Source organism: Nocardiopsis sp. NPDC006832, from assembly GCF_040635885.1.
GTDB lineage: Bacteria > Actinomycetota > Actinomycetes > Streptosporangiales > Streptosporangiaceae > Nocardiopsis.
Map to the genome: position 1 here is coordinate 1 of NZ_JBEYLC010000048.1, position 23107 is coordinate 23107.

Below are 23107 nucleotides of genomic sequence, written 5' to 3' on the forward strand. Positions count from 1 at the left end.
GCGGGTGGGTTGGAGGTGTCGTCCGTTGATGAGCGGACCGAGCGGGCGGCGGGGTTGATCCGTACCACGGGGCGTGAGGCGTTGACGGAGTTGCGTGGCATCTTGGGTGTGTTGCGTGAGGAGGAGGGGCAGGCGGCTCCCACGGCTCCGCAGCCGGTGTTGGCGGATGTGGCGGGGTTGGTGGCGCAGTGGCGTGGTGCCGGGATGGACGTGGAGTGCGAGCACACCGGGGGGCGTGGTGAGTCGCCTTTGGCGGTGCAGCGTACGGCGTTTCGGGTGGTGCAGGAGGCGTTGACCAACGCGGCCAAGCACGCCACGGGTGCTCGGGTGCGGGTGTGGTTGCACCACGGGGTGGACCGGTTGGAGGTGGAGGTGGCCAACGGTCCGGTGCCGGGTGTGGTGGACCCGGCGCCGCGTAGCGGGTTCGGGTTGACGGGTCTGCGGGAGCGGGTGGCTTTGGCGGGTGGGGAGATCAGTGCGGGTCCCTGCCCCGACGGCGGATGGCGCCTGCGCGCTATGTTGCCGGGGGAGGGGACCACCGAGTCCGCCTCGCACGACGCGTTGGAACCGCAAGACAGAGGAAGAGGGCACCAAGGGTGATCCGCACGATCCTGGTCGATGACGAGATCCTGGTCCGCTCCGGGCTGCGGATGATCCTGGAGTCCGCCCCGGACATCGAGGTGGTCGGGGAGGGCGGCGACGGTGAGGAGGCCGTGCGCCTGACCGAGGAACTGCGCCCCGACGTGGTCCTGTTGGACATTCGGATGGCCGGCATGGACGGGTTGGCCGCCGCGGAACGCATCACGTCCCTGCCCGAGCCGCCCCGCGTAGTGCTGCTGACCACCTTCGACCTGGACGAGTACGTGCACAGCGCGCTGCGCGCCGGGGCGGTGGGGTTCCTGCTCAAGGACACCCCGCCGCGAGACCTCATCGCCGCCGTGCGAACCGTCGACGATGGGCACGCCATGCTCTCGCCCAGCGTGACCAAGCGCATGCTCGAACGTTTCGCCTCGCCCGCGCCCGCCGACTCCGCGGCCGGACGGCAGGACGCCCTGAGCCGTTTGTCGGCGCTCAGCGAACGCGAACGGCAGGTGCTGGTCGCGGTGGCCGAGGGCAAGTCGAACGCCGAGGCGGGACGGTCCCTGGGCATGCGGGAGACCACCGTCAAGGCGCACGTGAGCCGCATCCTGGCCAAGCTGGAGATGTCCAACCGGGTCCAGGCGGCCATCCTCGCCCACGACGCCGGTTGGGCCTGACGATCGCTTGACATCGCCGGTCGGGCCGCCTTATCACAGTCCGTGTTCTTGTGGCGGTCCGTCACTGATCACGCCTTTGCCCTCGGTTGCGGCTACCGGCCGGTAGGTCGGTACGCTGCAAGGCGATCCCCATCCGAGCAACACACGTCGTGGCTGTTCAGGCCACCAAAGAATGAGGAGCCCCTATGTCGCGTTCGGTACTGGTCACCGGCGGCAACCGCGGAATCGGCCTGGCCATCGCCCGTGAACTGGCGGCGAACGGTGACAAGGTCGCGGTGACCTACCGCTCCGGCGAACCCCCGGAGGGGCTGCTCGGCGTGCGTTGCGACATCACCGACTCCGCCCAGATCGACTCCGCCTTCAAGGAGGTGGAGGAGGCCCACGGTCCGGTGGAGGTCCTCGTCGCCAACGCCGGCGCCAACAAGGACCAGCTCCTGGCCCTGATGAGCGAGGACGACTTCTCGTCGGTCCTGGACACCAACCTCACCGGTGCCTTCCGCGTCGCCAAGCGCGCCGTGCGCGGCATGATGCGCAAGCGCTTCGGCCGCATCGTCCTCATCTCCTCCGTGGTGGGTCTGCTCGGTTCGGCCGGCCAGGCCAACTACTCCGCGTCCAAGGCCGGACTCGTCGGCTTCGGGCGTTCCCTGGCACGCGAGCTCGGTTCGCGCAACATCACCGTCAACGTCATCGCCCCCGGTTTCATCGAGACCGACATGACCGCGGCCCTGCCCGAGGACCGCCAGGCCGAGATCAAGAAGAACGTCCCCCTGGGCCGCTTCGGCGGCACCGACGACATCGCCAAGACGGTCACCTTCCTCGCCGGCCCCGGCGGCGGCTACATCACCGGCGCCGTCATCCCCGTCGACGGCGGCCTCGGCATGGGCCACTGAGCGACCGGCACCACGAAGAACGGACCGCCATGGGAATCCTCGACGGCAAACGCATCCTCGTCACCGGGGTGCTCACCGACTCCTCCATCGCCTTCCACGTCGCCCGCCTGGCCCAGGAACAGGGCGCCACCGTCGTCCTCACCGGCTACGGCCGCCTGGGCCTGGTGCGGCGCATCGCCAAGCGCCTGCCCCGGGAAGCCCCGGTCCTGGAACTGGACGTCACCGACGACGAGCACCTCGCGACCCTGGCCGCCCGGGTCGGTGAACACGTCGACGGCCTCGACGGCATCGTCCACTCCATCGGCTTCACCCCACAGGAGGCCTTGGGCGGCAACTTCCTCAACACCGAGTGGAGTGACGTCGCCCAGGCGATGCACACCTCCACCTTCTCCCTGAAGTCGCTCACCACGTCCCTGCTGCCCCTGATGGGCCGGGGCGGATCGGTGGTCGCCCTCGACTTCGACAACAGCGTCTCCTATCCCGTCTACGACTGGATGGGCGTGGCCAAGTCCGCGCTGACCTCCACCGCCCGCTACCTCGCCCGGTACGTGGGGGACCGGAACGTGCGGGTCAACCTGGTCTCCGCCGGGCCACTGAGCACCATGGCCGCCCGCAGCATCCCCGGGTTCGAGGAGCTGGCCCGGAACTGGCCCGAGCGCGCCCCGCTCGGCTGGGACGTCAAGGACCCCGAGCCCGCGGCCAAGGCGGTCGTGGCACTGCTGTCCGACTGGTTCCCCGCCACCACCGGCGAGACCGTGCACGTCGACGGTGGTTTTCACTCCACCGGGGCCTGACACGAAGCACCGACGGGGGCGGGCGGCGCGTGATCGCGCCGCCCGCCTTGTAGCATCGGGGCGGCCGAGTCGAGTGGAGAAGGTGGGACATGGATCTGGGACTGTCGGGGGCCAAGGTCGTGGTGACCGGGGCCAGCAGGGGGATCGGCCGCGCCATCGCCCAGGTGTTCGCCGAAGAGGGCGCCGACCTGGCCCTGTGCGCCCGCACCCCCGAACCGCTCGACCGGGCCGCCCGTGAACTGGGTGAGACCGGGGCCGAGGTCTTCAGCCGGGCCCTGGACGTCACCGACCACGACGCGCTGCCCGTCTTCATCGAGGACGCCGTCATCGCGCTCGGGGGCCTGGACGTGCTGGTCTCCAACGTCTCCGGCGGCAGCGCCGCCACCCCCGACCAGTGGCGGCGCGGCTTCGACGCCGACCTCATGCCGTTCGTGCGCCTGACCGAGGCCGCCAAGCCCCACCTGCTGCGCTCCGAAAGGGGTGGGTCGGTGGTGCTGGTCTCCACGACCTCCGCGCTGCACGTCACCCGCCCGGCAGGGGCACGCTCCTACGGGGCGGTCAAGGCGGCGCTCAACCACCACGCCTCCTCGCTGGCCCGGGAGTGGGCGCCCGAGGGTCTGCGCGTCAACACGGTCTCCCCGGGACCCACCGAGTTCCCCGGTGGCGGTTGGGAGCGGCGCCGCGAGAGCGACCCGGAGTTCTACGAGAGCATCCGCGAACGCGTCCCCACCGGACGCCTGGGCCGTCCCGAGGAGGTCGCCCGTGCGGTGGCCTTCCTGGCGAGTCCCGCCGCCACCTACGTCACCGGTCAGAACCTGGTCGTGGACGGCGGGTTCCTCGACCGCGTCTGACCAGGACCACCACGAGCGTCACGAGCGCGAACCCGCCCAGGGCGCCGGAGACCAGGATCGACACCGCGGCCTCGGGGAACCACAACAGGCCCGCGCGAACGCCGATGGTCGCCGACAGCGTCACCACCGCCGCCACGGACAGCGCGGCGAACACACCCCGGATCCACCCCGTCCACCGCCGTCGGACGCGATCACGACGCGGGTGGATCACGGTGGCGACCGCACCCGCCACGGACAGTGGGATCGCGGCGGTGACACCCCACACCAGGGCCGGCCCCAACGGATCCGTTTCCGGTTCGAGGGGGGTGCCACCACCGGTCAATAGGTGGGCCGGTCCGAACCCGACCGCCTGGACCTCTCCGTCGCGCAGGTTGTCGTAGCCGTTCTGCGGCACCACGACGGCGCGCTCGCGTTCGGGCAGCACGATCATCATCGCCGCGAACCCCGGGGTGGCGCCGGCGTGCCAGACCACGTGTTCGTCCACGCCCGGCACGGGCGCGTCCCACCAGCCCAACCCGCACTCGCGTCCGGGGGAGCGTTCGACGGCACCCGTCCGGGCCTCGCCGAGGGTGGCCGAGTCCAGGACCGGCGGATCCTCGACGAGTTGCATTCGGGCGAAGGCCGCCAGGGAGTCCAGGTCGCCGCCGAGGTAGCCGTAGGCCACGCCGCCGTCGTCCACACGCGCCGGGACCGGGCTCGGGAATCCCCACAGGGTGCGTTGGCCGGCGGCCAGGCCCAGGGCGCGCGCCTCCTCCGTGTTGGTGAAGGTGTCGGTCATCCCCGCCGGGTTCAGGATCGCCTCACGCAAGTAGGAGCCGTAGTCGGTGCCGGTGACCGCCTCGACGATCGCGCCGATCAGCAGGTAGTTCGCGCTGCTGTACTCGAATTCGCCCGGGTTCCCCGGGTCGGACACCGAGGAGGGCGTGCGCCACGAACGCTCCATCGCCGACGTCGTGTGCGCCGCGCTCATCGAACACCTGCCGCTGGACGAGGACCGCCGAGCCGAGCACCGCGTCATCCGTGCCCTGGCCGCCCGCGCCCTGGACAACCCCCGCCTGGCCGAGGTGGACGTGCTCGCCGCCGAGGACACGCACGCCCGGATCGCGCGCGCGATCCGCAACGGTTTCGAATGCGGTGAGGTCGACCCGGCCACGGACCCCGACGTGGCCGCCACGCGTGCCCGAGCCGTCGTTCGAGCGGAGATCGACACCGTCTTCACCGGCGAGTGCGGTCAGTACACCCGCCGACCTGGGACCTGATCAGCCCTCGCGCAGGATCTGGACCAGCCTCGTGGTGCGTTCGGGGGTCAGGTTCTCGCGCACACCGCTCTCCAACGCGCCATCGGTGGCGTCCACCACCGACACGTGCCGCACGGCGCGGGTCAGCGCCGTGTACACCTGGGGCCGCGACACCGGAACCTTGGGCGGGAACACCGTCACCACCGCGGGCCATCGGCCGCCGTGCGCGGCCGCCACGGTGACCGCCCAGCCGTGGCGCAGCGCGGAGGGGTCGGCGACCTTCACCCGGGAGCCATCGGACAGCTCCACCACCGCGCCGTCGTCGAACTCGCGCAGGTACCCCGTGTCGCCCGGGCCGTGACCCGGGCCGGTGGCGGTGAGCAGCACCCGGTCGCCCGGGTCGAAACCACCGTGTGCGCCCTGGCCGGGGTTCAGCAGTTCCTTGCAGGCGGCGTTGAGCGCACGCGCCCCCGCCGGACCGTCCTCACGTGCGGTCACCACCTGCACGTCCTCGACGGCGATGCCCAGGGCACGCGGGATGGAGTCGGTGAGCAGCTGCGTCACCCGGTGCGCGGCCTCCTCGGCGGAGGTGGACGGAACCCGCACCACCTCGCGCTCGGGCGCCTCCACCTCGGTCCACTCGCCCGCGGCCACCGAAGTGGCCAGTACCCCGAGCGGGCCGGGAGCGGTCTCGTCGGCCAGGGCGGTCACATGCGCGGTACGTGAGGCGGCCACGTCGATCACCACGCGTCCGGGGGTGGCCGAAGGCGCCTGGTCGAGGTCGGCGAGCAACACCAGGTGCGCTCCGTCGGCGCACGCCGACGCCAGTTCGGCCATCCTCGCGGTGCCCATCGACATGGACTCGCACAGGACCACGAGGCCCGCCTCGATCGGCGCCCGACCCAGCAGCGCGGCCAGGGAGAGGACACGAAGCGGCTCTTCCGCGTCCGCCGCGGTCTCGCTCACCCGGTCCAGGTCGGCGTTGACGGCCGCCGCGGTCTGGGCGGTGGGGGCGACCACGGCGATGCCCACGCCGCTCTCGGCGGCGATCGCGGCCAGGGCGTGCAGGGCACGGGCCGTTTCGGCGTGGTCGCCGGGGCCGTGTCGCACCACGGTGACCGGGCGCAACGCCACCGTCACCAGGGCCTCGCGGGTCTGCTCCGACAGGTCGAACCCGCCGCGCTCGGCCGCCGCCTCCACGGTCTCGGCGGCGGTCAGCGAGTCCATCACCGGATCGTTCGCGCCGATCAGTCGGGCCAGATGGGTGCCCAGACGCTGTTCGGAGTGCCCGAGGTCGGGCAGGGCGTAGAAGCGTTCGGGGTCGGGCGGCTCGGGGACGCCGCCCTCGGTGAAGTCGAAGTCGTCGTCGGACTCGTCGGTGCTCTCGAACAGCGCCGCCTGCTCGGCGTCGACGGCGGCCTCCAGGGCCGCCATGGGCGCGGATACGCCCAGCTTGCCGACCACCGTGGCCAGGCGTTTCTCCTCCACCGCCGTGTGTCCGCGGTTCGCGGCGGTGCGCAGGGTGTGTCGCACCAGCGCGGACAACCGGCGCGGGTCGTCGGGCCGGGCGCCGTCGCCCAAATGCTTGCGGGCGCAGTAGTCGGCCTGTTCCCGGGTCACACCCGGCACGCGCAGCAACAACCATGGGTCGGCGTCCAACGCGGCGGCGGACCGTGGGCCCAGCTCGGACACCAGACGCGGTGCGAGGGCGCGCGGGGCGCCCATCCGGTCAAGGACGGCACTGACCTTCTCGACGGCCTCGGACACCGGTTCCCCTCGTCAGGTGGTGGATGGTTTCCGGGTGAGCCTATCGACTCGCGGCGACGATCCGGTGCGGGGTCGGCCGGGCCCGGCCATCGCCCTTGACATTCGGAGAAGTGGTGTTCAGGCGCGATCGGAGGCCGGTCGGGTGGTCTCCACGTCCGGGGAGACCACCCGAAGGACGGCCTCGCAGGGGTCGGTCTCGGGGGCGCTGAGCCGGATCGCGTCCGCGGCGGTCGCGGCGGAGGACCGGAAGAGTTCGCGCTGTGTTCGGGGGAGTCCGCCCAACACGCGCTCCTCCACGTGCGCGACCAGTTCCTCGGCCCGTCCCAGCACGGAGAGCCCGTGGTCGGTGGGGCACACCCGGCGCACCCGTCGGTCCTTGGAGTCGACCCGGCGCCGGACCAGGTCGGCGGCCTCCAGGTCGTCGAGCAGATAGGTCATGACGCTGCGGTCGATGAGGAGCCGTTCGGCGAGCGCGGCCTGGGTGGGGGGCTCGCCCGCGGCGACCGTGGTGAGCACGTGGAACCCGCGGCTGCCGTGCGGCAGGTCGGCCAGGGCCTGCTCGACGTGCTCGTGCCAACGGCGGAGCAGGACGGCCAGCGACCACCCGAGGTCGGGTCCGGGAAGGTCCTCCGAAGTGCTGGCGCTCATGGGCTCACGATACCAGGAACAGTTTGTTCATCAGATATGTTGAAGGGAACATCGTTTGTCCCACAAATGATCCTGGTCACGTCGCCCCGAGGAGAAGCCATGACCGACTACGGACACCGCCTGGAGTTCGGCACCTTCATCACGCCGACCGCCCAGGACCCCGAACGCGCGGTCGGGCTGGCCGAAGTGACCGAGGCCGCCGGCCTGGACCTGGCGAGCTTCCAGGATCACCCCTACAACCCCGGCTTCCTCGACACCTGGACCCTGCTGAGCTGGGTCGCCGCCCGCACGGAACGCTTGCGCGTGGCGGGCAACGTCCTCAACCTGCCCCTTCGCCCCCCGGCCGTCCTGGCCCGCGCCGCCGCCAGCCTGGACCTGCTCTCCAAGGGGCGCTTCGAACTCGGCCTGGGCGCCGGCGCCTTCTGGGACGGCATCCACGCCATGGGCGGTCCGCGTCGCACCCCCGGACAATCGGTGGAGGCCCTCACCGAGGCCATCGACCTCATCCGCGAGGTATGGGACGCCGACGCACGCGGCGGAGTGCGAGCCCAGGGCGAGCACTACTCCGCCCACGGCATGAAGCGCGGCCCCCGCCCCCACCACGACATCGGCGTCTGGCTGGGCGCCTACAAACCCCGCATGCTCCGCCTGGTCGGCGCCAAGGCCGACGGTTGGCTGCCGAGCCTGGGTTACCTCGACCCCGCCGACCTGCCCGAGTCCAACCGGATCATCGACGACGCCGCCGAGGCCGCCGGACGCCACCCCCGACAGATCCGACGCCTGCTCAACCTCTCCGGAGCCGCGTTCTCGCCCGTCGACCGCGGCTTCCTGCAGGGCCCGCCCGAACAATGGGTCGAGCAACTCCTGCCCTTGGCGGTCGAGAACGGTGTGGCCACCTTCATCCTGGGCACCGATGACCCGCGCACAATCGAGATCTTCGGCGCGGAGGTGGCCCCCGCCCTGCGCGAGGCGGTGGACCGCGAACGCGCCACCGCCGGCACCCCCACCGGGCCGGCCAGGACCGCTGCCGCGCTCGGCGCCCGTCGCCCCGGCATCGACTACGAAGGCGTGCCCGAGTCCCTGCGCGAGGGCGCGGTCGAACCCGGCGACAAGGACTACCGAGGCGTGCGCCACGGCTACATGCAAAGGGGCCGGCCCGGCCTGGTCCTACGCCCCGACGAGCCCGCCCGGGTCGCCGAGGCCCTGGCCTACGCCCGCGAACAGGACGTGACCCTCAACGTGCGCTCCGGCGGGCACGGGATCAGCGGTGCCTCCACCAGCGACGGTGGCGTGATCGTCGACCTGGGCCGGATCAACGGGATCGAGGTCCTCGACCCCGAGTCCGGGCTGGTGCGCCTGGGAGCCGGCGCCCGCTGGGGCGACGTCGCCGAGCGGCTCGGCGCGCACGGGCTCGCCATCAGCTCCGGCGACCATGGGGGAGTGGGTGTGGGCGGCATCGCCACCACCGGCGGCGTCGGCTACATGTCCCGCTCCCACGGACTCACCATCGACAACGTCGTCGCCGTCGAGCTGGTCACCGCCGACGGCCGGCTCCTGCGTGTGGACGCGGACCACCACCCCGACCTGTTCTGGGCTGTCCGCGGCGCCGGCGCGAACATGGGCGTGGTCACCTCCGTGGAGATCGAGGCCGCCCACGTGGACACCGTGGTACTGGGACAGTTCACCTACGACGCCGCGGCCACCGCCGCGTTCCTTCGCACCTGGGGGGAGATCGCCACCGCCGCGCCGCGCGAGGTCACCGCGTTCCTCACCCTGGGCACGGGACGCGCGGGCCAGGGACCGATCGCGCAGGCGATGGTGGTGTACGCGGACGACGACACCGACGCGGCCGTCACCGCGCTCGAACCCTTCCTGAAGGCCGGTCCGGTCCTGGACCAGCGCGCGCAGCTCGCGCCCTACCCGGCGCTGCTCGTCCCGCACCAGGGCCCGCACCAGGGAGCCGGCGTCCCCGTCTCACGTTCCGGGCTGGTGGGTACCATCACCGACACCAGCGCCGAGATCATCGCGGGGATGGTCGCCTCCGGTGACTCCTACTTCACCCAGTTCCGCCAGGTCGGTGGGGTGGTCAACGACGTCGCGCGCGACGCCACCGCCTACGCCCACCGTTCGGCGAACTTCTCGGTGGCCGCGCTCGGGCGACACGCCGACCGCTTGGACTCGCGTTGGGCGGCGCTGGAGGGCGAACTCCAGGGCATGTACCTCAGCTTCGACACACGCACCGGGCCCGAGGTCCTGGCCCAGGCCTTCCCCGAACCCACACTCGGGCGGTTGCGCGCGATCAAGTCTCAGTACGACCCGGAACGGGTCTTCGACCACAACTTCCCGATCCCGCCCATGGCCGACTGACCGGGTCGACCGACCGGGCCGACCGGGCGGCCGATCAGCGTCCGGGGCCGGCGGTGGCGTCGTCCAGCGCGTCCCTGATCTTGGGCGGCAGCTCCACGCTCTCCACCGAGAGGATCTCCTCCAGTTGGGGCAGGGTGCGCGGCCCCACGACGGCGGAAGCGACGCCGCCCTGGTCGCGTGCCCAGCTCAACGCCACCGCGAGCGGGGACACGCCCAGACCCTCCGCGGCGGTGCACACCGACTCCACCACCCGACGACTGCGGTCGTCCAGGTAGGGCTCGACGTAGGGCGCCATGTGGGGGAAGGCCGCTCGAGAGTCCGAGGGCACCCCGTTGCGGTACTTGGCGCTGAGCACGCCGCGACCCAGCGGGGACCAGGCGATCAGGTGGGCGTCGCTCGCCGCGGCCGCGGGCCGTAGGGAGTGGTCGGCGGATCGGTTGAGCAGTGAGTACTCCGTGCCCGCGCTCACCAGGGGAACCCGGTCCGGGCGGGCACGCTGCCAGGTCGCCAGGGTCGCGAACTGCCAGGCCTCCAGGTTCCCGGTACCCACGTAGCGGGCCTTGCCGGCGGCCACGGCGGTCTCCATCGCCGACAGGGTCTCCTCCGGCGGGGTGTGCGGGTCGAACACGTGCAGCTGCCACAGGTCCACGTAGTCGGTCTGAAGCCGTCGCAGGGAGGCGTCCAGCGACGCCAGTAAGTGCCTTCGGGAGGCGTCCACCGGCCGGTAGCCCTCGGGGGTGTGGCCGCTCTTGGTGGCCACGACGACGTCCTCGCGCCGCACCGTTCCGCGCAGCAGGCGGCCCAGGATGCGTTCGCTCTGTCCCCCCGTGTAGATGTCGGCCGTGTCCACGAGCGTGCCGCCCGCGTCCGCGAACGCGGTGAGCTGCTGCCCGGCCTCCTCCTCGGAGGTGTCCTTTCCCCAGGTCATCGTGCCCAGAGCGGTACGAGACACCCAGAGCCCTGATCTGCCCACCTGTCGCTGTTCCATGCGGCGGAGGTTACCCTGTCCCTCTGTCGACGGGGGTGCTCGGCCGGTTTCGGACGGGCCCTCTCACCAGTGACGAGGAGACCGGAGCACCAAGACGTGATGTTCTGGACAGGTTCTCGTGAGCCGTCGGACACCGGTAGTTGACCGAACGTAGGTCGGGGGTACACCTTGGCTGCGTACTGTCATCACAGTCCGGTCCGGGGCCGAGGTGCGACGAGTGACGTGTGACGCGGCCCCAGTCGACCGCTCCCCACACAAGAATGTGCCCGTGCCCTTCCTTGGGCCACCCCTGAAAACGAAAGACCGAACCGCGTGTCCATCTTCGAGGCGGTCGTTCTCGGCCTCATCCAAGGACTCACCGAGTTCCTACCCATCTCCTCCAGCGCCCACCTGCGTGTCTTCGCGGCGTTCTTCAACTGGCCCGACCCGGGCGCGGCGTTCACCGCCGTGAGCCAGATCGGTACCGAGCTCGCGGTGATCCTCTACTTCCGCAAGCGCATCTGGGCGATCATCTCCGTCTGGTGCCGGTCTCTGTTCGACCGGGAACTGCGCGGCGACATCAACGCCCGCATGGGCTGGTACATCATCATCGGCACCATCCCGATCGGTGTGCTGGGCCTGCTCCTGGAGGACCAGATCGAGGGGGTCTTCCGCGACCTGCGCCTGATCGCCCTCAACCTCATCATCTTCGGCATCCTCCTCGGCGTCATCGACCACCTCGCGCGCCGTCAGAACGAGATCGAGGACCTGACCCTCAAGCGTGGTCTGACCTTCGGTCTGTTCCAGACGCTTGCGCTCATCCCGGGCGTCTCCCGCTCGGGCGCCACCATCACCGGTGGTCGACTGCTGGGCTTCAGCCGGCCGGCCGCCGCCGAGTTCGCGTTCCTGCTCGCCCTGCCCGCCGTGTTCGCCTCCGGTCTGTACAAGATGCTCGACATCGGCGGCGACGAGTACGCGGGGTGGGGCGCCACCATCGTCGGCACCATCGTGGCGTTCGTGATCGGCTACATCGTCATCGCCTGGTTGATGAAGTTCATCAGCACGCACAGCTTCATGCCGTTCGTGTACTACCGCATCGCCCTGGGCGTGCTCATCCTGGTCCTGGTCTTCTTCAACGTGCTCGCCCCGGAGGGCGGAGCCGGGATCGGCTGAGGAACGCCGGGACCGGCCACCGTGTGCGGCCGGTCCCGGCGGCGGAACATAGTCTGTGGTCATGGCGACATCGGCGCAGACCAAGGACACCCCGCCCGCCCCCGAGGCGGTCACCCTCCTACTCGTACGGCACGGGATGACCGACGCCACCGGCCCGCGGCTGGCCGGCCGGGCTCCGGGGCTGCACCTCAACGAAACCGGCCGGGACCAGGCCGCCCGCCTCGCGGAGCGCCTGGAGGGGCTCACCCCCTCGGCCCTGGTCTCCAGCCCCCTCGAACGCTGCGAGGAGACCGCGCGGGCCCTGGCCCGGCGGCTCGGTGTTCCCCTCACCCTGGACGAACGCTTCCTGGAGTGCGACTACGGAAGCTGGACCGGGCGCTCCCTCACCGACCTCGCCACCGAACCCCTGTGGCGGGTCGTGCAGGACCATCCCAGCGCCGCGCGCTTCCCCGGCGGGGAGTCCCTCGCCGCGGCCTCCGCCCGCGCGGTGGAGGCCGTACGGGACTGGAACGCCCGGCTCACCCGGGAAGCGACCCAGGACCCGCCCGTGTACGTCGTGTGCAGCCATGGCGACGTCATCAAGGCGATCGTCGCGGACGCACTCGGCATCCACCTGGACCTGTTCCAGCGGGTGCGGGTGGACCCCTGTTCGGTCACCTCCATCACCTACACGCGCACCCGCCCCTTCCTCAACGGCCTCAACGACACCGGACGTCCCCTGGCCGGAGTGCTGCCCACCGCCGCCGAGGCCAAGGGGGACGCCCCCGTGGGGGGCGGATCCGGGGCGCCCGTCACCGAGTGAGCCCCGGACTCCCCGCGTGTGTCCAGGAGACCGTTCGTTCCACATGGATCCTGCGCGGTCCGACCCCTGACTTTGTCCGTTGCGATTTCGATGGATAAGTCAGTGAGAAAGCAATAGTGCTTTTCTGTGCTTTGTCGTATTTATTCATGAATTTTATTCATGGTTTTTTCAACTGGGTCTCGGTTTCATTGTGGCCGCAATTGGTCACCGCGTTGTCCTGGGAAAAGTCGATTCTTACAGTGGGAAGTGCGTTCGACGCCGCCCACCGGTAAGGCGCCTAGAGGTGGTGTGAGTCCGCGAATCCGCCCTTCTGAGTGAAAGGACGAACTATGCCCACTCTGCAGACGAAGCTGGCCGACCTCGAAAAGGAGTTCGACGCCAACTTCTCCGGCGAGGCCTGGAGCGAGCAGGCCGTCATCGACGAGTCGATCCGTGAGATCGGCGGTGCGGACGTCCACGAGATCAACATGGACCTCGGCACCCTCGGCGGCAGCCGCCCCCGCGCCAACTAGTTCCGAGCCTCCCCGAGTCCCTGGGAACCTCGTCCGTCGGGCCGGTGCCACCGGCCCGACGGGTCCTCTCCGGTGAAGGATCGTCGATGCCACCAGCCCCCCTGTTCACCCCACCGAGCGAACGCCTCTTCGCGCTCGCCGCCGATCTCGACACCCCCGCGCTGATCTACGACGTGCCCGGAATCCGTGCGGGCGTGGCGGCGATGCGCCACGACGTCTCCCAGGTCCCCGACGCGAAACTCAACCTGGCCCTCAAGGCCTGCCATACCCCCGCCGTGCTCGGGGAGATGGCCGCGCTCGGGCTCGGCTGTGACGTCGCCTCCCCCGGAGAACTCGACCTGGCCATGAACGCCGGATTCGCCGAGATCTCCGCCACGGGTCCCGTCTTCGCCGGAGCCGACTTCGACACCCTGGCCGAGCACGGGATCACCCTGGACTGTGATTCCCTCGACCAACTCGACTCCTATGGACGGCACCGCCCCGGGAGCGAGGTGGGGATACGCGTGCGCGTGGACCTTCCCCGAACCCTGGAGGGCACGGCGACCTTCGCCGGAGACAGCCGTTTCGGCGTCCGCCCCGCCGACCCCGACCTCACGCGGGTGCTGGGGCGACATCGACTGCGGGTCACCCGGTTGCACGTCCACACCGGCCAGATGACCCCCGATTCCCTGCGTTACAAGACCCGATACCTCCTCACCGTGGCCGAACACCTGCCCGAGGTGCACACCATCGACCTCGGAGGCGGTTTCTTCCATCTCTACCGGGACCGGGCGAGGGCCATCGCCGCGTTCGCCGACGTCGCCTCGCTCGTCACCGGGTGGCGCGAACGTACCGGTCGCCCGATCTCCCTGCGCTTCGAACCCGGCGGCGCGCTGCTCACCCCCTACGGCTACCTCCTCACCCGGGTGCGGTCGGTGGAGGAACACCACCCGGTCCTGGACACCCGCGTCGTGACCCTGGACGCCTCCGCCTGGAACCTCGCCCCTTGGCACAACCGTCCCCAGGTCCTGTCCCTTGACGGGCATGGGTCCGGCGGGCCCGCCCTCGTGGCGGGCTGCACCCTCTACGAGAACGACTTCTTCGGCGCCACCCCCACCGCGGCCCGCACCACCCTGGAGGTTCCCCACTGTCGTGCGGGCGACCGCCTGGTCATCACCGCCACCGGCGCCTACACCATCACCAACGCCCGGTGGTTCAACCGCGTCCCCCCGCCGCGCGAACACCTCTTCGACGGCGAGCACATGATCGAGGCCGAAGCCGCGCTCACCACCGCGGGGGCCACCGCGTGAACGACTCCGGACCCGGGGCGACGGGAACCCCTCCGATCACCGACGACACCCTCCTGGCCACCGAACCCCTGCTGGCCCTGCGAGGCTCCGAGGACGGCCGCACCACCGTGTGGCACACCGGTGAGGGATGGGAGCTGGAGGTCGGTCCGGTCACCGCCGACCTCCTCGCCGCCTTCGCGGTCCCCCGCACCCTGGCCACCCTCGCCAAAGGCGACGCGACCGACCGGTCGCACCTGCGCACCTTGGTCACGGCTCTGGGCGAACGCGGCCTCATCCGCCGACACGACCCGGACGGAGTCCCCACCCCCGCCGGCCGTGGCGGCATGTTCGGCGCCCCGGTCCTCACCCTGGCCCAGGCACTGCGCGGCGATTCCTGTGACGTCGTCTTCCTCGGGATGCCCTACGACCTGGGCGCTTCTCACCGGCCCGGCAGCAGGTTCGGCCCCGCCCAGCTACGACGTACCGGAGGCGCCCTGTTCCGCTACCGGGACACCGCCGACGGCCCACCCGGTGCCGTGGACCCGGTGACCGGGAACCGCGTGCTGGCCGGGGTACGTCTGGCGGACATCGGTGACGTGACCGCCAACGTGCATCGTTCCGCCGGGCCCACCTGGTCGGTTCTGGAGAACGTGGTCGGCCGACTCAGCGGTCACGGCCGGCTACCGGTGACCCTGGGCGGCGACCACTCCGTCACGTTGCCCATCGTCCGCGGTCTGGCGGAGGTCCACGGCGCACTGGGCGTCCTGCACATCGACGCCCACGGCGACTACGCCCGTCCCCGCCGCGACGACGCCGAACTCCACTGCCATCACGGAAACGTCATGGACTGGGTGGTGGGCGATCCTCGGGTGGTCCGACTCGCCCAGTTCGGCCTGCGCCAACTGGAGGACCCTCCCGCACGAGAGGACGACACCCTCCGCCGCTGGCCCGGGACGTCGGCGCTGAGCACCCCGCTCGGTGAGATCCTCGCCGAACTTCCCGAGTCCCTGCCCTACCACCTGACCATCGACGTCGACGCGCTGGACCCCTCGGTGCTCTCCGCCACCGGCACGCCCCTGCCCGGAGGTTTCACCCACGCGGAACTGGTCGGGTTGCTGACCGACCTGTGCTCGGCCCGGCGCATCGTCGGGATCGACGTGGTGGAGTTCCTGCCTCATGAAGGGGAGACGGACGGACTGATCATCGCCGACCTGCTGTTGCGAGCCCTGGACGCCGCCATCGGCCACCAGGAGGGGAGCACGTGACGATGGGCTCCTCCGCACCCGGCGAGGCGATCCTGCGGGCCGCTCGGACCGTCGCCACCCCCGCGCTCCTGTACGACCTGGACGCGGTCACGGCCACGGTCCGGGAACTACGAGAGGACACCGCCCCGATTCCGGAGAGCGTCCTGCTGTTCGCCCTCAAGGCGAACCGCTTCCCTCCGTTGCTGCGCCACCTGGCCGACCTCGGGGTGGGCGCGGACGTCGCCTCACCCGCCGAGTACCGCGCGGCCCGAGACGCCGGCATGGACCCGATCAGCGTCACCGGGCCGGGTCTGACCGGCGACCTGCTCGCCGGCATGGCCGAGCAGGAGGCCTTGGTCGACGTCGACGGGGTCGACCAGTTGCGCTCACTCCTTCGGGCCCGGCCCGCGCCAGGGGAGATCGGGCTGCGTCTGCGCGTGCCCATGGCCGAACAGGACCGGGTCTCCGCACGCCGTGCGAGCAGGTTCGGTGTCGATCCCGCCGACCCCGAACTCCACCGGCTCCTGGACGGGGCCGACACACACGTCGTACGACTGCATGTGCACAGCGGCGAGATCGGGACGCCCGACCGGGCCGACCTGCTGACATCGGCCCTGCTCACCTGCATGCGCGCCTTCCCACGAGTACGCGAACTCAACCTGGGCGGTGGCCTCACCACCTTGTACACGGACCGACAGCAGGCCCGACAGGCCTGGAAACGCGTCGCCGAACGCCTCGACGGCGTTCCCGTGCGCGTGTTCTTGGAACCGGGCATGTCGACGACCGCGCTGGCCGGCTACCTCGTGGTCTCCCTGCGCTCCGTCGATCGGTTCCCCGACGGCCGTGGATACGCCGTGGCCGACGCCTCCGGATGGAACCTGTTCACCTGGGGGAGCCCACGGGTGGTGGCGCGTCTGCCCGAACGGGACGGGCCGGGGCGCCCCCATCTGATCGGTGGCGTGACCTGCTACGAGAACGACGTGTTGACCGAGGAGGTCTCTTTGACCGACCCCGGCCCCGGAGACCGCCTGGTGTTCAACGCGTCCGGGGCCTACACCGCGAGCATGATGCGCGACCTGCACGGATGGGGTCCACCACATCAGGAGGCCGTGTACACCGAGGGAGGGCGGAACACATGACCGGAACCATGGACACGGCCGAGGGGCGCACGGGTACGGCCCCGGTGACCGCGCACGACGATGTCACCGCCCTGCTCGGACTGGCCGACACACTCTTTCCCCCGGGCGAGGACGGGGGGCCGACCGAGTCGATCCGGGAGTGGCGGGAGCGGGTCGCCTCCCTGGTCGGGCGGCAGGGGTCCGAAGTCGAGGCGGAGATGGACCGGGCGGAGGCGGACCTGCGCGTGATGTGGCTTCGCCACGCTCACGGCTTCACCGACCGGTCCTACAAGTCACCGCCCCTGGGAACCCCGATGGCGCTGCCCTTCGGGCGTCCCTCCACGCACAGCTACGAACGCAACATCGAATGTCACTCACTGGAGGAACGGCTCGCGGCCCAGGACCCCGAGCTCGATCACCACGAGGTGGCACACGTCGTTCATTCGAGCGGTATGGCTTCCATCGCCGGGGTCCTCCAGTGCTATCGGAGTCTGATCCGGCGGACCGCCGACCGCCCTTTGAACCTTCTGATGTGGGGCGCCTACTACGAGACCGGAGTCCTGTTCGACCTGGTCGCCGACGACGGCCTGCGCTGTCGACGCGCCCGGACCCAAGAGGAACTGAGGTCCTGCCTCCTCTCCGGGGAGGTGGACGTGCTGTTCATCGAACCCGTGCGCTACGAGTGGGAATTGGACACCCTCGACCTACCGGCACTTCTGAGCGCCTGGCGGGGGCGGCGGGGAAGCCGTCCCGGCCTGGTCGTGGTGGACTCCACCCTCGTCTCACCGGTGTGGCCGCGGGAACGGTTCGTGGCGGCCGTCGGAGACCCCGGCGTCCTGGTCGTCGAGGTGCGCTCCGGACTCAAACTCGACCAGCGAGGGCTCGAACTCGGCAACCTGGGCGTGGCCTCCCTGTACGCACGTCGATCCGATCCGGTACTTCCACCCGCCGCCGACCTGGCCACGTACCTGCGCAAGATGCGCACCGTCGTGGGATCGGGTCTGTCCCTGGAAGCCCTCTCGGTGCTCAGCGCACCGTTCGTCCTGGATCGCGCGGCGGCCCGCGACCACGCGGTCTCGGTCCTGCGCAACAACGCGCTGACCGCACGACTGCTCGCCGACTCCGCGGGACCGGGACGACTCTTCACCCGCGTCGCCCACCCCTCACTGGCCCAGGGGGACGCCTCCCCCTGGGCGCAGGCTCCGTTCATCGTGTGCCACCTGCGCGAGGACACGCTGGAGAACCACGGGCTGTTGCTCGGCGTGCTGCGTTCCCAGGCGCGTCGCCGGGGACTGCCCTTCTCGCACGGGTCGAGCTTCGGTTTCCGTGCCCACCGCTTCGAATGCATAGTCCCCTCCCTCAAGGAGGGGCGAGGCCTGTTCAAGGTGGCGATGGGTGCGCGGGCCGGATGGGGGCGGGCGGCGGTGGTGGAACTGCTGATGGAGGTGGCGGCCCACCCCGACATGGATTCCCTGCGCCGATCCGACCCCGACGCCGTCCCCGTGGATCTGACCGATCTGGAGTGAAGGAGAACCCGATGATCCTCACCGAAGGGCCGATGGAGGTACCCGTCGCCCACACTCTGCGACAGGAGGTGAGAGCGGTGCTGGAGGGTCTACCGGCCACGACGTCGGAAGACCTCACCGGGGCCCGGTCCCGGTACACCGACCTGGCCGTCGACGACCCCGGACTGCGGGATCGCCTCGTCGCCGTCGCGGCCCCGCTGTCCGGCGCACCCGACCCGGCGACGGTTCGGGTGCGCCGCCACGACGTCGGCGACTTCACGCTGCCCCATCGGGTGGGCGACGTCGTGGCCGGTCACTGGTCGCTGACCTTCCCCTTGGACGACTCCGAGGTCGATGGGGTCACCGCCTGGGTCGATGAGCGTTTCGAACGTGTCCTGGACCGGGCGGGCACGGGTCTGCTCCTGGCGCCGGGGTCGTGGGCGTGGGTGAGCCCCGTGCGCGGGGCACCCAGGTACAGCGTCGTGATGGGAGTGCGATGAGGCCGTTGACCGTGGTTCCGGACGTGGTGGCCGACTGTGCGGGGATCGTCTCCCTCGCGCGCCGCTACCGACACCTGTTCGCCGATCACCCCGACCCCGCGGCTCCGCCGCGACCGGTCGGAACCGACCCCTTCGACCCCTACCGGGACTCCGAGTACGAGGACGACGATCGTTATCACGTCCTGCAGTCCGCCTGGATGCCCGATGACCTCAGGGCGGCGATCTTCGCCGCCATCACCCCCGAGGGGACACCGAAGACGGACTGCTACGTTCAGGTCAACAGGTACGACCGGGGAGACTACGTCCTGCCGCACCGGGACTCACTGCGCCAGGGCCTGTACATGCTCACCACTTCGGGGACCGATGGGCTCAACGCCCAGCACGACCCCGAAACCATGGTGTTCGTCCCCGACCGTGCCGGCACCTTCGTCGAGCACGACCCCCAGGCCTGGCACTGGGTCGACCCCGTGGCCTGCGAGGAGCGCTACACCCTCGTGACGATCCCGCCGCTGCCGCACCGTGGCGACGAACTCTCCGGCGAGGCGGTCTAGGGCGGTATGCGACGTTTCTCTCTGGTGTGGTCGACCCAACTCATGTCGGCGATCGGATCGGGTACGGCCTGGTTCGCCATCACCCTGTGGGTGTGGGCGGAGTCCGGTTCGGCGACCCTGTTCGCGATGCTCACCCTGCTCTCCCTGGCACCCGGCCTGGCCATGGCGCCGATCGCCGGCGCACTCGTGGACCGCATCGGGTCACGGGTGGCCGTCCTGGTGGGTGACGGCGCCCTCGCCATCACCACGTCCACCGTTCTGACGCTCTATCTCACGGGGAACCTGGAGATCTGGCACCTGTACGTCATCGCCGTGTTCGAAGGGGTGATGGAGTCCCTGCACCTGGTGGCCTACATGGCGTTGGTCCCACTGCTGGTGGTGGAGGAACGGCTGGTTCGCGCCAACGGGATGATCAGCCTGGCCTCGCCCGGCGCGGAGATCCTCGCCCCGGCCCTGGGGGGCGTCCTGCTGGCGCTGACCGACCTGTCGGTGGTCCTGTTACTGGACCTGGTGACCTTCGTCTTCGCCGCGCTGGTCCTGTTGGTGGTCCGCACCCCTCGACCGGCCGTGGCCGAGGGGGAGCGGCGGCGTTCGTGGGCGGTGTTCCGCGCGGACCTGCTGTTCGGGTTCGCCTACATCTTCCGCAGCCGGCCCCTGGTGCTCCTTCTCCTGCTGTTCTTCGTGCTCAACTTCTCCGGGGCGATCTCCTACGCCCTGACCACCCCGTTGATCATGATGCGCAGCGGGGACGACCAGGCTCTCCTGGGAGTGGTCCTGGCTGCCGGAGGCGCGGGCGGTGTGCTGGGGGCCCTGGTCGTCAGCGCGGTGGGCGACCGGTTCCGACGGATGACCCTCGTGCTGGGCGGCATGGCGGTCGGTTCGGTCGCCGGGCCCCTGCTGCTGGGACTGTCGTGGACCCCGTGGCTGTGGATCGCCTCCTCCCTGGTCGCCGGCGCGGTGCTTCCCGCGGTCAACTCCGCCTACCAGGCCATCTGGCAGTCCCACGTGCCGGAGCGGCAACAGGGCCGCGTCTTCGGGGCCCGTCGTCTCCTCGCCCAATCGTCCCTGCCCTTGGGCCTGCTCATCGTCGGCCCGGTCGTGGACTACGTACTGACACCGCTGTTCACCGACACCGGCCCGGGCATCGGGGTGACGCTCTTGGGCGGTGACAAGACCGGTGCCACCGCGCTCTTCCTGGTCTTCGCGGGCCTGCTGGGGCTGGTCGCGGTGCTATTGGCCATGACCTCGGCGAGGTTGCGCGAATTCGGTGAACCCGTCGCGACGGGAGCCGTGAAGGCCTCCGAACCACCTGAACCGACCGATCACGAAGGAATGAGCACACCGCGATGATCAACCCGATCGACACCACGGACGAGTCCGCCCTGCGCGCCTGGCACACCGCCCTGGTCGAGGGGGCGACGGCCGGCCGCGTGGAGGCCGCGGTCATGGGTCTCTCCGACCTCAAGGGGATGGTCGCCCCGCGCGAGGACCGTCACCACCGGCTCTACGCCGCCGTTGAGGACGACCGCGCCGTGGGCACCCTGCTCATCGACCTCCCGGACCTGGAGAACCGACACCTGGCGGAGGTGGACGTCTCGGTGGTCCCGGAATACCGGGGCAGGGGCCTGGGCGGGCGACTGCTCGAACTGGCCACGAAGGTCATGGAGGAGGAGGGGCGCGGCACCGCGACCGGTGAGGTCTACGTCCCCGGCGGGTACGCCCCGGACGCTTGGCCGGGCGCCGCTTTCGCCCGCTCCCATGGCTTCGACGTCGTGCACGAGGAGGACTACCAGGTGCTGGACCTTCCGGTCCCGGAGCGACGGCTGGCGGCCCTGCCCGAGATGACCGGTGAGCACCGAACGCTCACCTGGACGGGCCCGTGCCCGGAGGAACTGTTGGCCGACTACGCGCGGATGCGCACCGCGATGGAGCGTGAGGTGCCCACGGGCGGGCTCGACACCGAACCGCAGGTGTGGGACGCCGACCGGATCCGGAAGGAGGACCTGCGCCGCGTCGACCAGGGGTACACCACCATCGTCTCCGTCGCGCGGACCGGTTCGGGGGAGTGGTCCGGGTACAGCCTGATGATGGTCCCGGCGGAAGGCGAGGGCGAGGTCTACCAGGACGACACGTTGGTGATGCGAGCCCACCGGGGGAACAGGTTGGGGGTGGCGCTCAAACGGCGCAACCTCGAAGCGCTGTCCAGGGACGTTCCCGAGGCGAAGTGGGTCCGCACCTGGGTGGATCCCGACAACACCCCGATGCTCGCGGTCAACGACCTCTTCGGGTTCCGCACGGTGGAACGGATGTTGGAGGTCCAGCGGGTCTTGACTTCCTCCCCACGCCTAAAGGCGGGGGATTCCCACCAGCGATAACGCCGGTCGGTGCGCCTGCCCTCGCGAGGGCGCTGGTTCCTGCTTCACAGACCGGGTAACCCCGAAATCTCCCGCCCCTACTGCGCAGGCTTCGCCATGATCGCGCAGCGGGGGCCCGACTGACACCGCATGCCCTGCGGCGTAAAGGATGTTCTTGGCCGCGTTCACATCGGCGTGATCGGTGTGTGCGCAGGAGATGCACGCGAACTCGGCTTGGCTCTTGCGCGAGTGGGCGTCCACCACCTTGCACCGATGACACGTCTGCGATGTGTAAGCGGGGTCGACCAGCACGACCCTCGTGCCGGTCTTGCGGGCGGCGTTGCGCAGCGCGAGTTCGAGCCGGTGCCACCCCTTGTCCAGGATGGCCCGGTTCAGTCCGGACTTTTGACGCACCTTTTTTCCAGGCGCTTCCAGCGTTCCTTTGGCGGAGGTGGTCATGTCGGTGGTGCGCAACCCCTCCAACACCACCACGTTGTGCCGGATCGTCAGTGTGCGGGTGAGCCGGCCGCAGAAGTCGGTGCGCCGGTCCACCGCACGGGTGGTGATGCGCCCCATGGCCTTCACCATCTTGGCCCGGTTGGCCGACCCCTTCTTCTGTCGGGCGAGTTTGCGCTGAAGGCGCAGGTACCGGGACTTCTCGCCGGGGGTGGCGAAGGGGCGGTCATGGAACGCGCCGGTGGACAACGTGGCCGCCACAGCCACACCCCGGTCCACCCCCACCGGGGTGCCCGGATGGTGCTCGGGGGTGAACAGCCCGTCTTCGACGAGGAACGATATGAACCAGTGCCCGCCCTTGCGAGATACGGTCGCCGAGCGGATCGTGCCGCCGAGGGGGCGGGAGGAGCGCAGCCGCACCCAGCCCAGTTTGGGCAACTTGGCCCGCGACCACTTGCGGTTCAGCTTCTCCACCACGATGAGGTTCCCGGCGGGGAAGCGGAACGAAGGCCGCCACCGGTACTTGGCCCGCCACCGCACGTTGAAGGTGCCCTTCTGGTGGCATGCCCGGTCCAGGTCCTGCAACGTCTGCTGGAGCACATGCGAGGGGGCGGCCTTGAGCCAGGTCTCTTCGGCCTTGGCCTCGGCCAACTGCCCGGCCTGAAGGTGGTACCCACAGAACGGCCCTTGTCGGCCCCGGGTGTAGCGGTCCACGTACTGGCGGCGCTGGTCCAGGGCGGTGTTCCACACCGCCCGGCAGATGTCACCGAACTCGGTGCACATCGCCTCCTGTGCACCGGTCAGAGCAAGCCGGAAACGACGCCCCGACAACACTGTGGAACACCC

The 23107-nt window shown here is 70.4% G+C and carries 23 protein-coding genes; 18 read left to right on the top strand and 5 right to left on the bottom strand.

Features of this window, described 5'->3' with window-relative positions; translation table 11 throughout:
• The 5 genes from ABZ717_RS20800 to ABZ717_RS20820 form a co-directional block, all read left to right on the top strand.
• The coding region (locus tag ABZ717_RS20800) for an ATP-binding protein (protein ID WP_358513023.1) at positions 1 to 600 on the top strand (600 nt) is incomplete at its 5' end.
• Positions 597 to 1256 (top strand): response regulator transcription factor, encoded by a 660-nt coding sequence (locus ABZ717_RS20805; RefSeq protein WP_358513025.1) that lies wholly within the window; start codon positions 597 to 599, stop codon positions 1254 to 1256. The genes ABZ717_RS20800 and ABZ717_RS20805, both read left to right, overlap by 4 nt.
• A 185-nt stretch (positions 1257 to 1441) precedes the next feature.
• Positions 1442 to 2146: a beta-ketoacyl-ACP reductase gene (locus tag ABZ717_RS20810; RefSeq protein WP_358513027.1), complete on the top strand. Its 705-nt coding sequence runs from the start codon at positions 1442 to 1444 to the stop codon at positions 2144 to 2146.
• Between the two features lie 29 nt (positions 2147 to 2175).
• Positions 2176 to 2940, top strand: a complete 765-nt coding sequence (gene fabI / locus ABZ717_RS20815; RefSeq protein WP_358513029.1) for an enoyl-ACP reductase FabI — start codon at positions 2176 to 2178, stop codon at positions 2938 to 2940.
• A gap of 89 nt (positions 2941 to 3029) precedes the next feature.
• Positions 3030 to 3791: an SDR family oxidoreductase gene (locus ABZ717_RS20820; protein ID WP_358513031.1), complete on the top strand. Its 762-nt coding sequence runs from the start codon at positions 3030 to 3032 to the stop codon at positions 3789 to 3791.
• Here the strand turns inward: ABZ717_RS20820 and ABZ717_RS20825 are convergent.
• Positions 3742 to 4734, bottom strand: a complete 993-nt coding sequence (locus tag ABZ717_RS20825; RefSeq protein WP_358513033.1) for a serine hydrolase domain-containing protein — start codon at positions 4732 to 4734, stop codon at positions 3742 to 3744. The two genes, ABZ717_RS20820 and ABZ717_RS20825, sit on opposite strands and share 50 nt — an antisense overlap.
• On the opposite strand from ABZ717_RS20825, the gene ABZ717_RS20830 reads away from it, so the two are divergent.
• Positions 4715 to 5050, top strand: coding sequence for a TetR family transcriptional regulator C-terminal domain-containing protein (locus ABZ717_RS20830; protein ID WP_358513035.1), 336 nt, complete (start codon positions 4715 to 4717; stop codon positions 5048 to 5050). The two genes, ABZ717_RS20825 and ABZ717_RS20830, sit on opposite strands and share 20 nt — an antisense overlap.
• On the opposite strand, the gene ABZ717_RS20835 is transcribed toward ABZ717_RS20830, so the two are convergent.
• Together ABZ717_RS20835 and ABZ717_RS20840 are read right to left on the bottom strand one after the other, a co-directional pair.
• Entirely contained in the window at positions 5051 to 6796 is a 1746-nt protein-coding gene (locus tag ABZ717_RS20835; protein ID WP_358513037.1) for a helix-hairpin-helix domain-containing protein, read from the bottom strand.
• Between the two features lie 117 nt (positions 6797 to 6913).
• Positions 6914 to 7444, bottom strand: coding sequence for a MarR family winged helix-turn-helix transcriptional regulator (locus ABZ717_RS20840; RefSeq protein WP_358513039.1), 531 nt, complete (start codon positions 7442 to 7444; stop codon positions 6914 to 6916).
• A 99-nt stretch (positions 7445 to 7543) separates the two neighbouring features.
• Between ABZ717_RS20840 and ABZ717_RS20845 the strand changes: the two genes are divergently transcribed.
• On the top strand, positions 7544 to 9811 hold the full coding sequence (locus ABZ717_RS20845; protein WP_358513041.1) for an LLM class flavin-dependent oxidoreductase: 2268 nt from the start codon (positions 7544 to 7546) through the stop codon (positions 9809 to 9811).
• 34 nt (positions 9812 to 9845) lie between these two features.
• Here ABZ717_RS20845 and ABZ717_RS20850 read toward each other — a convergent pair whose 3' ends face one another.
• On the bottom strand, positions 9846 to 10799 hold the full coding sequence (locus tag ABZ717_RS20850) for an aldo/keto reductase (RefSeq protein WP_358513043.1): 954 nt from the start codon (positions 10797 to 10799) through the stop codon (positions 9846 to 9848).
• Positions 10800 to 11111: 312 nt separating this feature from the next.
• Here ABZ717_RS20850 and ABZ717_RS20855 point away from each other — a divergent pair, with 312 nt between their 5' ends.
• The 11 genes from ABZ717_RS20855 (at position 11112) to ABZ717_RS20905 (ending at position 21826) form a co-directional block, all read left to right on the top strand.
• Positions 11112 to 11951, top strand: a complete 840-nt coding sequence (locus tag ABZ717_RS20855) for an undecaprenyl-diphosphate phosphatase (RefSeq protein WP_358513045.1) — start codon at positions 11112 to 11114, stop codon at positions 11949 to 11951.
• Between the two features lie 61 nt (positions 11952 to 12012).
• Positions 12013 to 12753 (top strand): MSMEG_4193 family putative phosphomutase, encoded by a 741-nt coding sequence (locus ABZ717_RS20860; protein WP_358513047.1) that lies wholly within the window; start codon positions 12013 to 12015, stop codon positions 12751 to 12753.
• Between the two features lie 329 nt (positions 12754 to 13082).
• The gene (locus ABZ717_RS20865) at positions 13083 to 13265 is read left to right on the top strand and encodes a hypothetical protein (RefSeq protein WP_358513049.1); all 183 of its coding nucleotides are present in this window, start codon (positions 13083 to 13085) and stop codon (positions 13263 to 13265) included.
• Between the two features lie 86 nt (positions 13266 to 13351).
• Positions 13352 to 14554: a hypothetical protein gene (locus ABZ717_RS20870; protein ID WP_358513051.1), complete on the top strand. Its 1203-nt coding sequence runs from the start codon at positions 13352 to 13354 to the stop codon at positions 14552 to 14554.
• Positions 14551 to 15798, top strand: a complete 1248-nt coding sequence (locus ABZ717_RS20875; protein ID WP_358513052.1) for an arginase family protein — start codon at positions 14551 to 14553, stop codon at positions 15796 to 15798. The genes ABZ717_RS20870 and ABZ717_RS20875 overlap by 4 nt, the downstream gene beginning before the upstream one ends.
• A 2-nt stretch (positions 15799 to 15800) precedes the next feature.
• Positions 15801 to 16916: a hypothetical protein gene (locus tag ABZ717_RS20880; RefSeq protein ID WP_358513115.1), complete on the top strand. Its 1116-nt coding sequence runs from the start codon at positions 15801 to 15803 to the stop codon at positions 16914 to 16916.
• Positions 16913 to 18421, top strand: coding sequence for a hypothetical protein (locus tag ABZ717_RS20885; RefSeq protein ID WP_358513053.1), 1509 nt, complete (start codon positions 16913 to 16915; stop codon positions 18419 to 18421). The genes ABZ717_RS20880 and ABZ717_RS20885 overlap by 4 nt, the downstream gene beginning before the upstream one ends.
• A gap of 11 nt (positions 18422 to 18432) precedes the next feature.
• Positions 18433 to 18900: a hypothetical protein gene (locus ABZ717_RS20890; protein WP_358513054.1), complete on the top strand. Its 468-nt coding sequence runs from the start codon at positions 18433 to 18435 to the stop codon at positions 18898 to 18900.
• Positions 18897 to 19451 (top strand): hypothetical protein, encoded by a 555-nt coding sequence (locus ABZ717_RS20895; protein WP_358513055.1) that lies wholly within the window; start codon positions 18897 to 18899, stop codon positions 19449 to 19451. Before ABZ717_RS20890 ends, ABZ717_RS20895 begins: the two co-directional genes overlap by 4 nt.
• Positions 19452 to 19457: 6 nt before the next feature.
• Positions 19458 to 20801: an MFS transporter gene (locus ABZ717_RS20900; protein WP_358513057.1), complete on the top strand. Its 1344-nt coding sequence runs from the start codon at positions 19458 to 19460 to the stop codon at positions 20799 to 20801.
• Entirely contained in the window at positions 20798 to 21826 is a 1029-nt protein-coding gene (locus ABZ717_RS20905; RefSeq protein ID WP_358513059.1) for a GNAT family N-acetyltransferase, read from the top strand. Before ABZ717_RS20900 ends, ABZ717_RS20905 begins: the two co-directional genes overlap by 4 nt.
• Here the strand turns inward: ABZ717_RS20905 and ABZ717_RS20910 are convergent.
• Entirely contained in the window at positions 21797 to 23044 is a 1248-nt protein-coding gene (locus ABZ717_RS20910; protein WP_358513061.1) for a transposase, read from the bottom strand. The two genes, ABZ717_RS20905 and ABZ717_RS20910, sit on opposite strands and share 30 nt — an antisense overlap.
• Positions 23045 to 23107 lie beyond the last annotated feature (63 nt).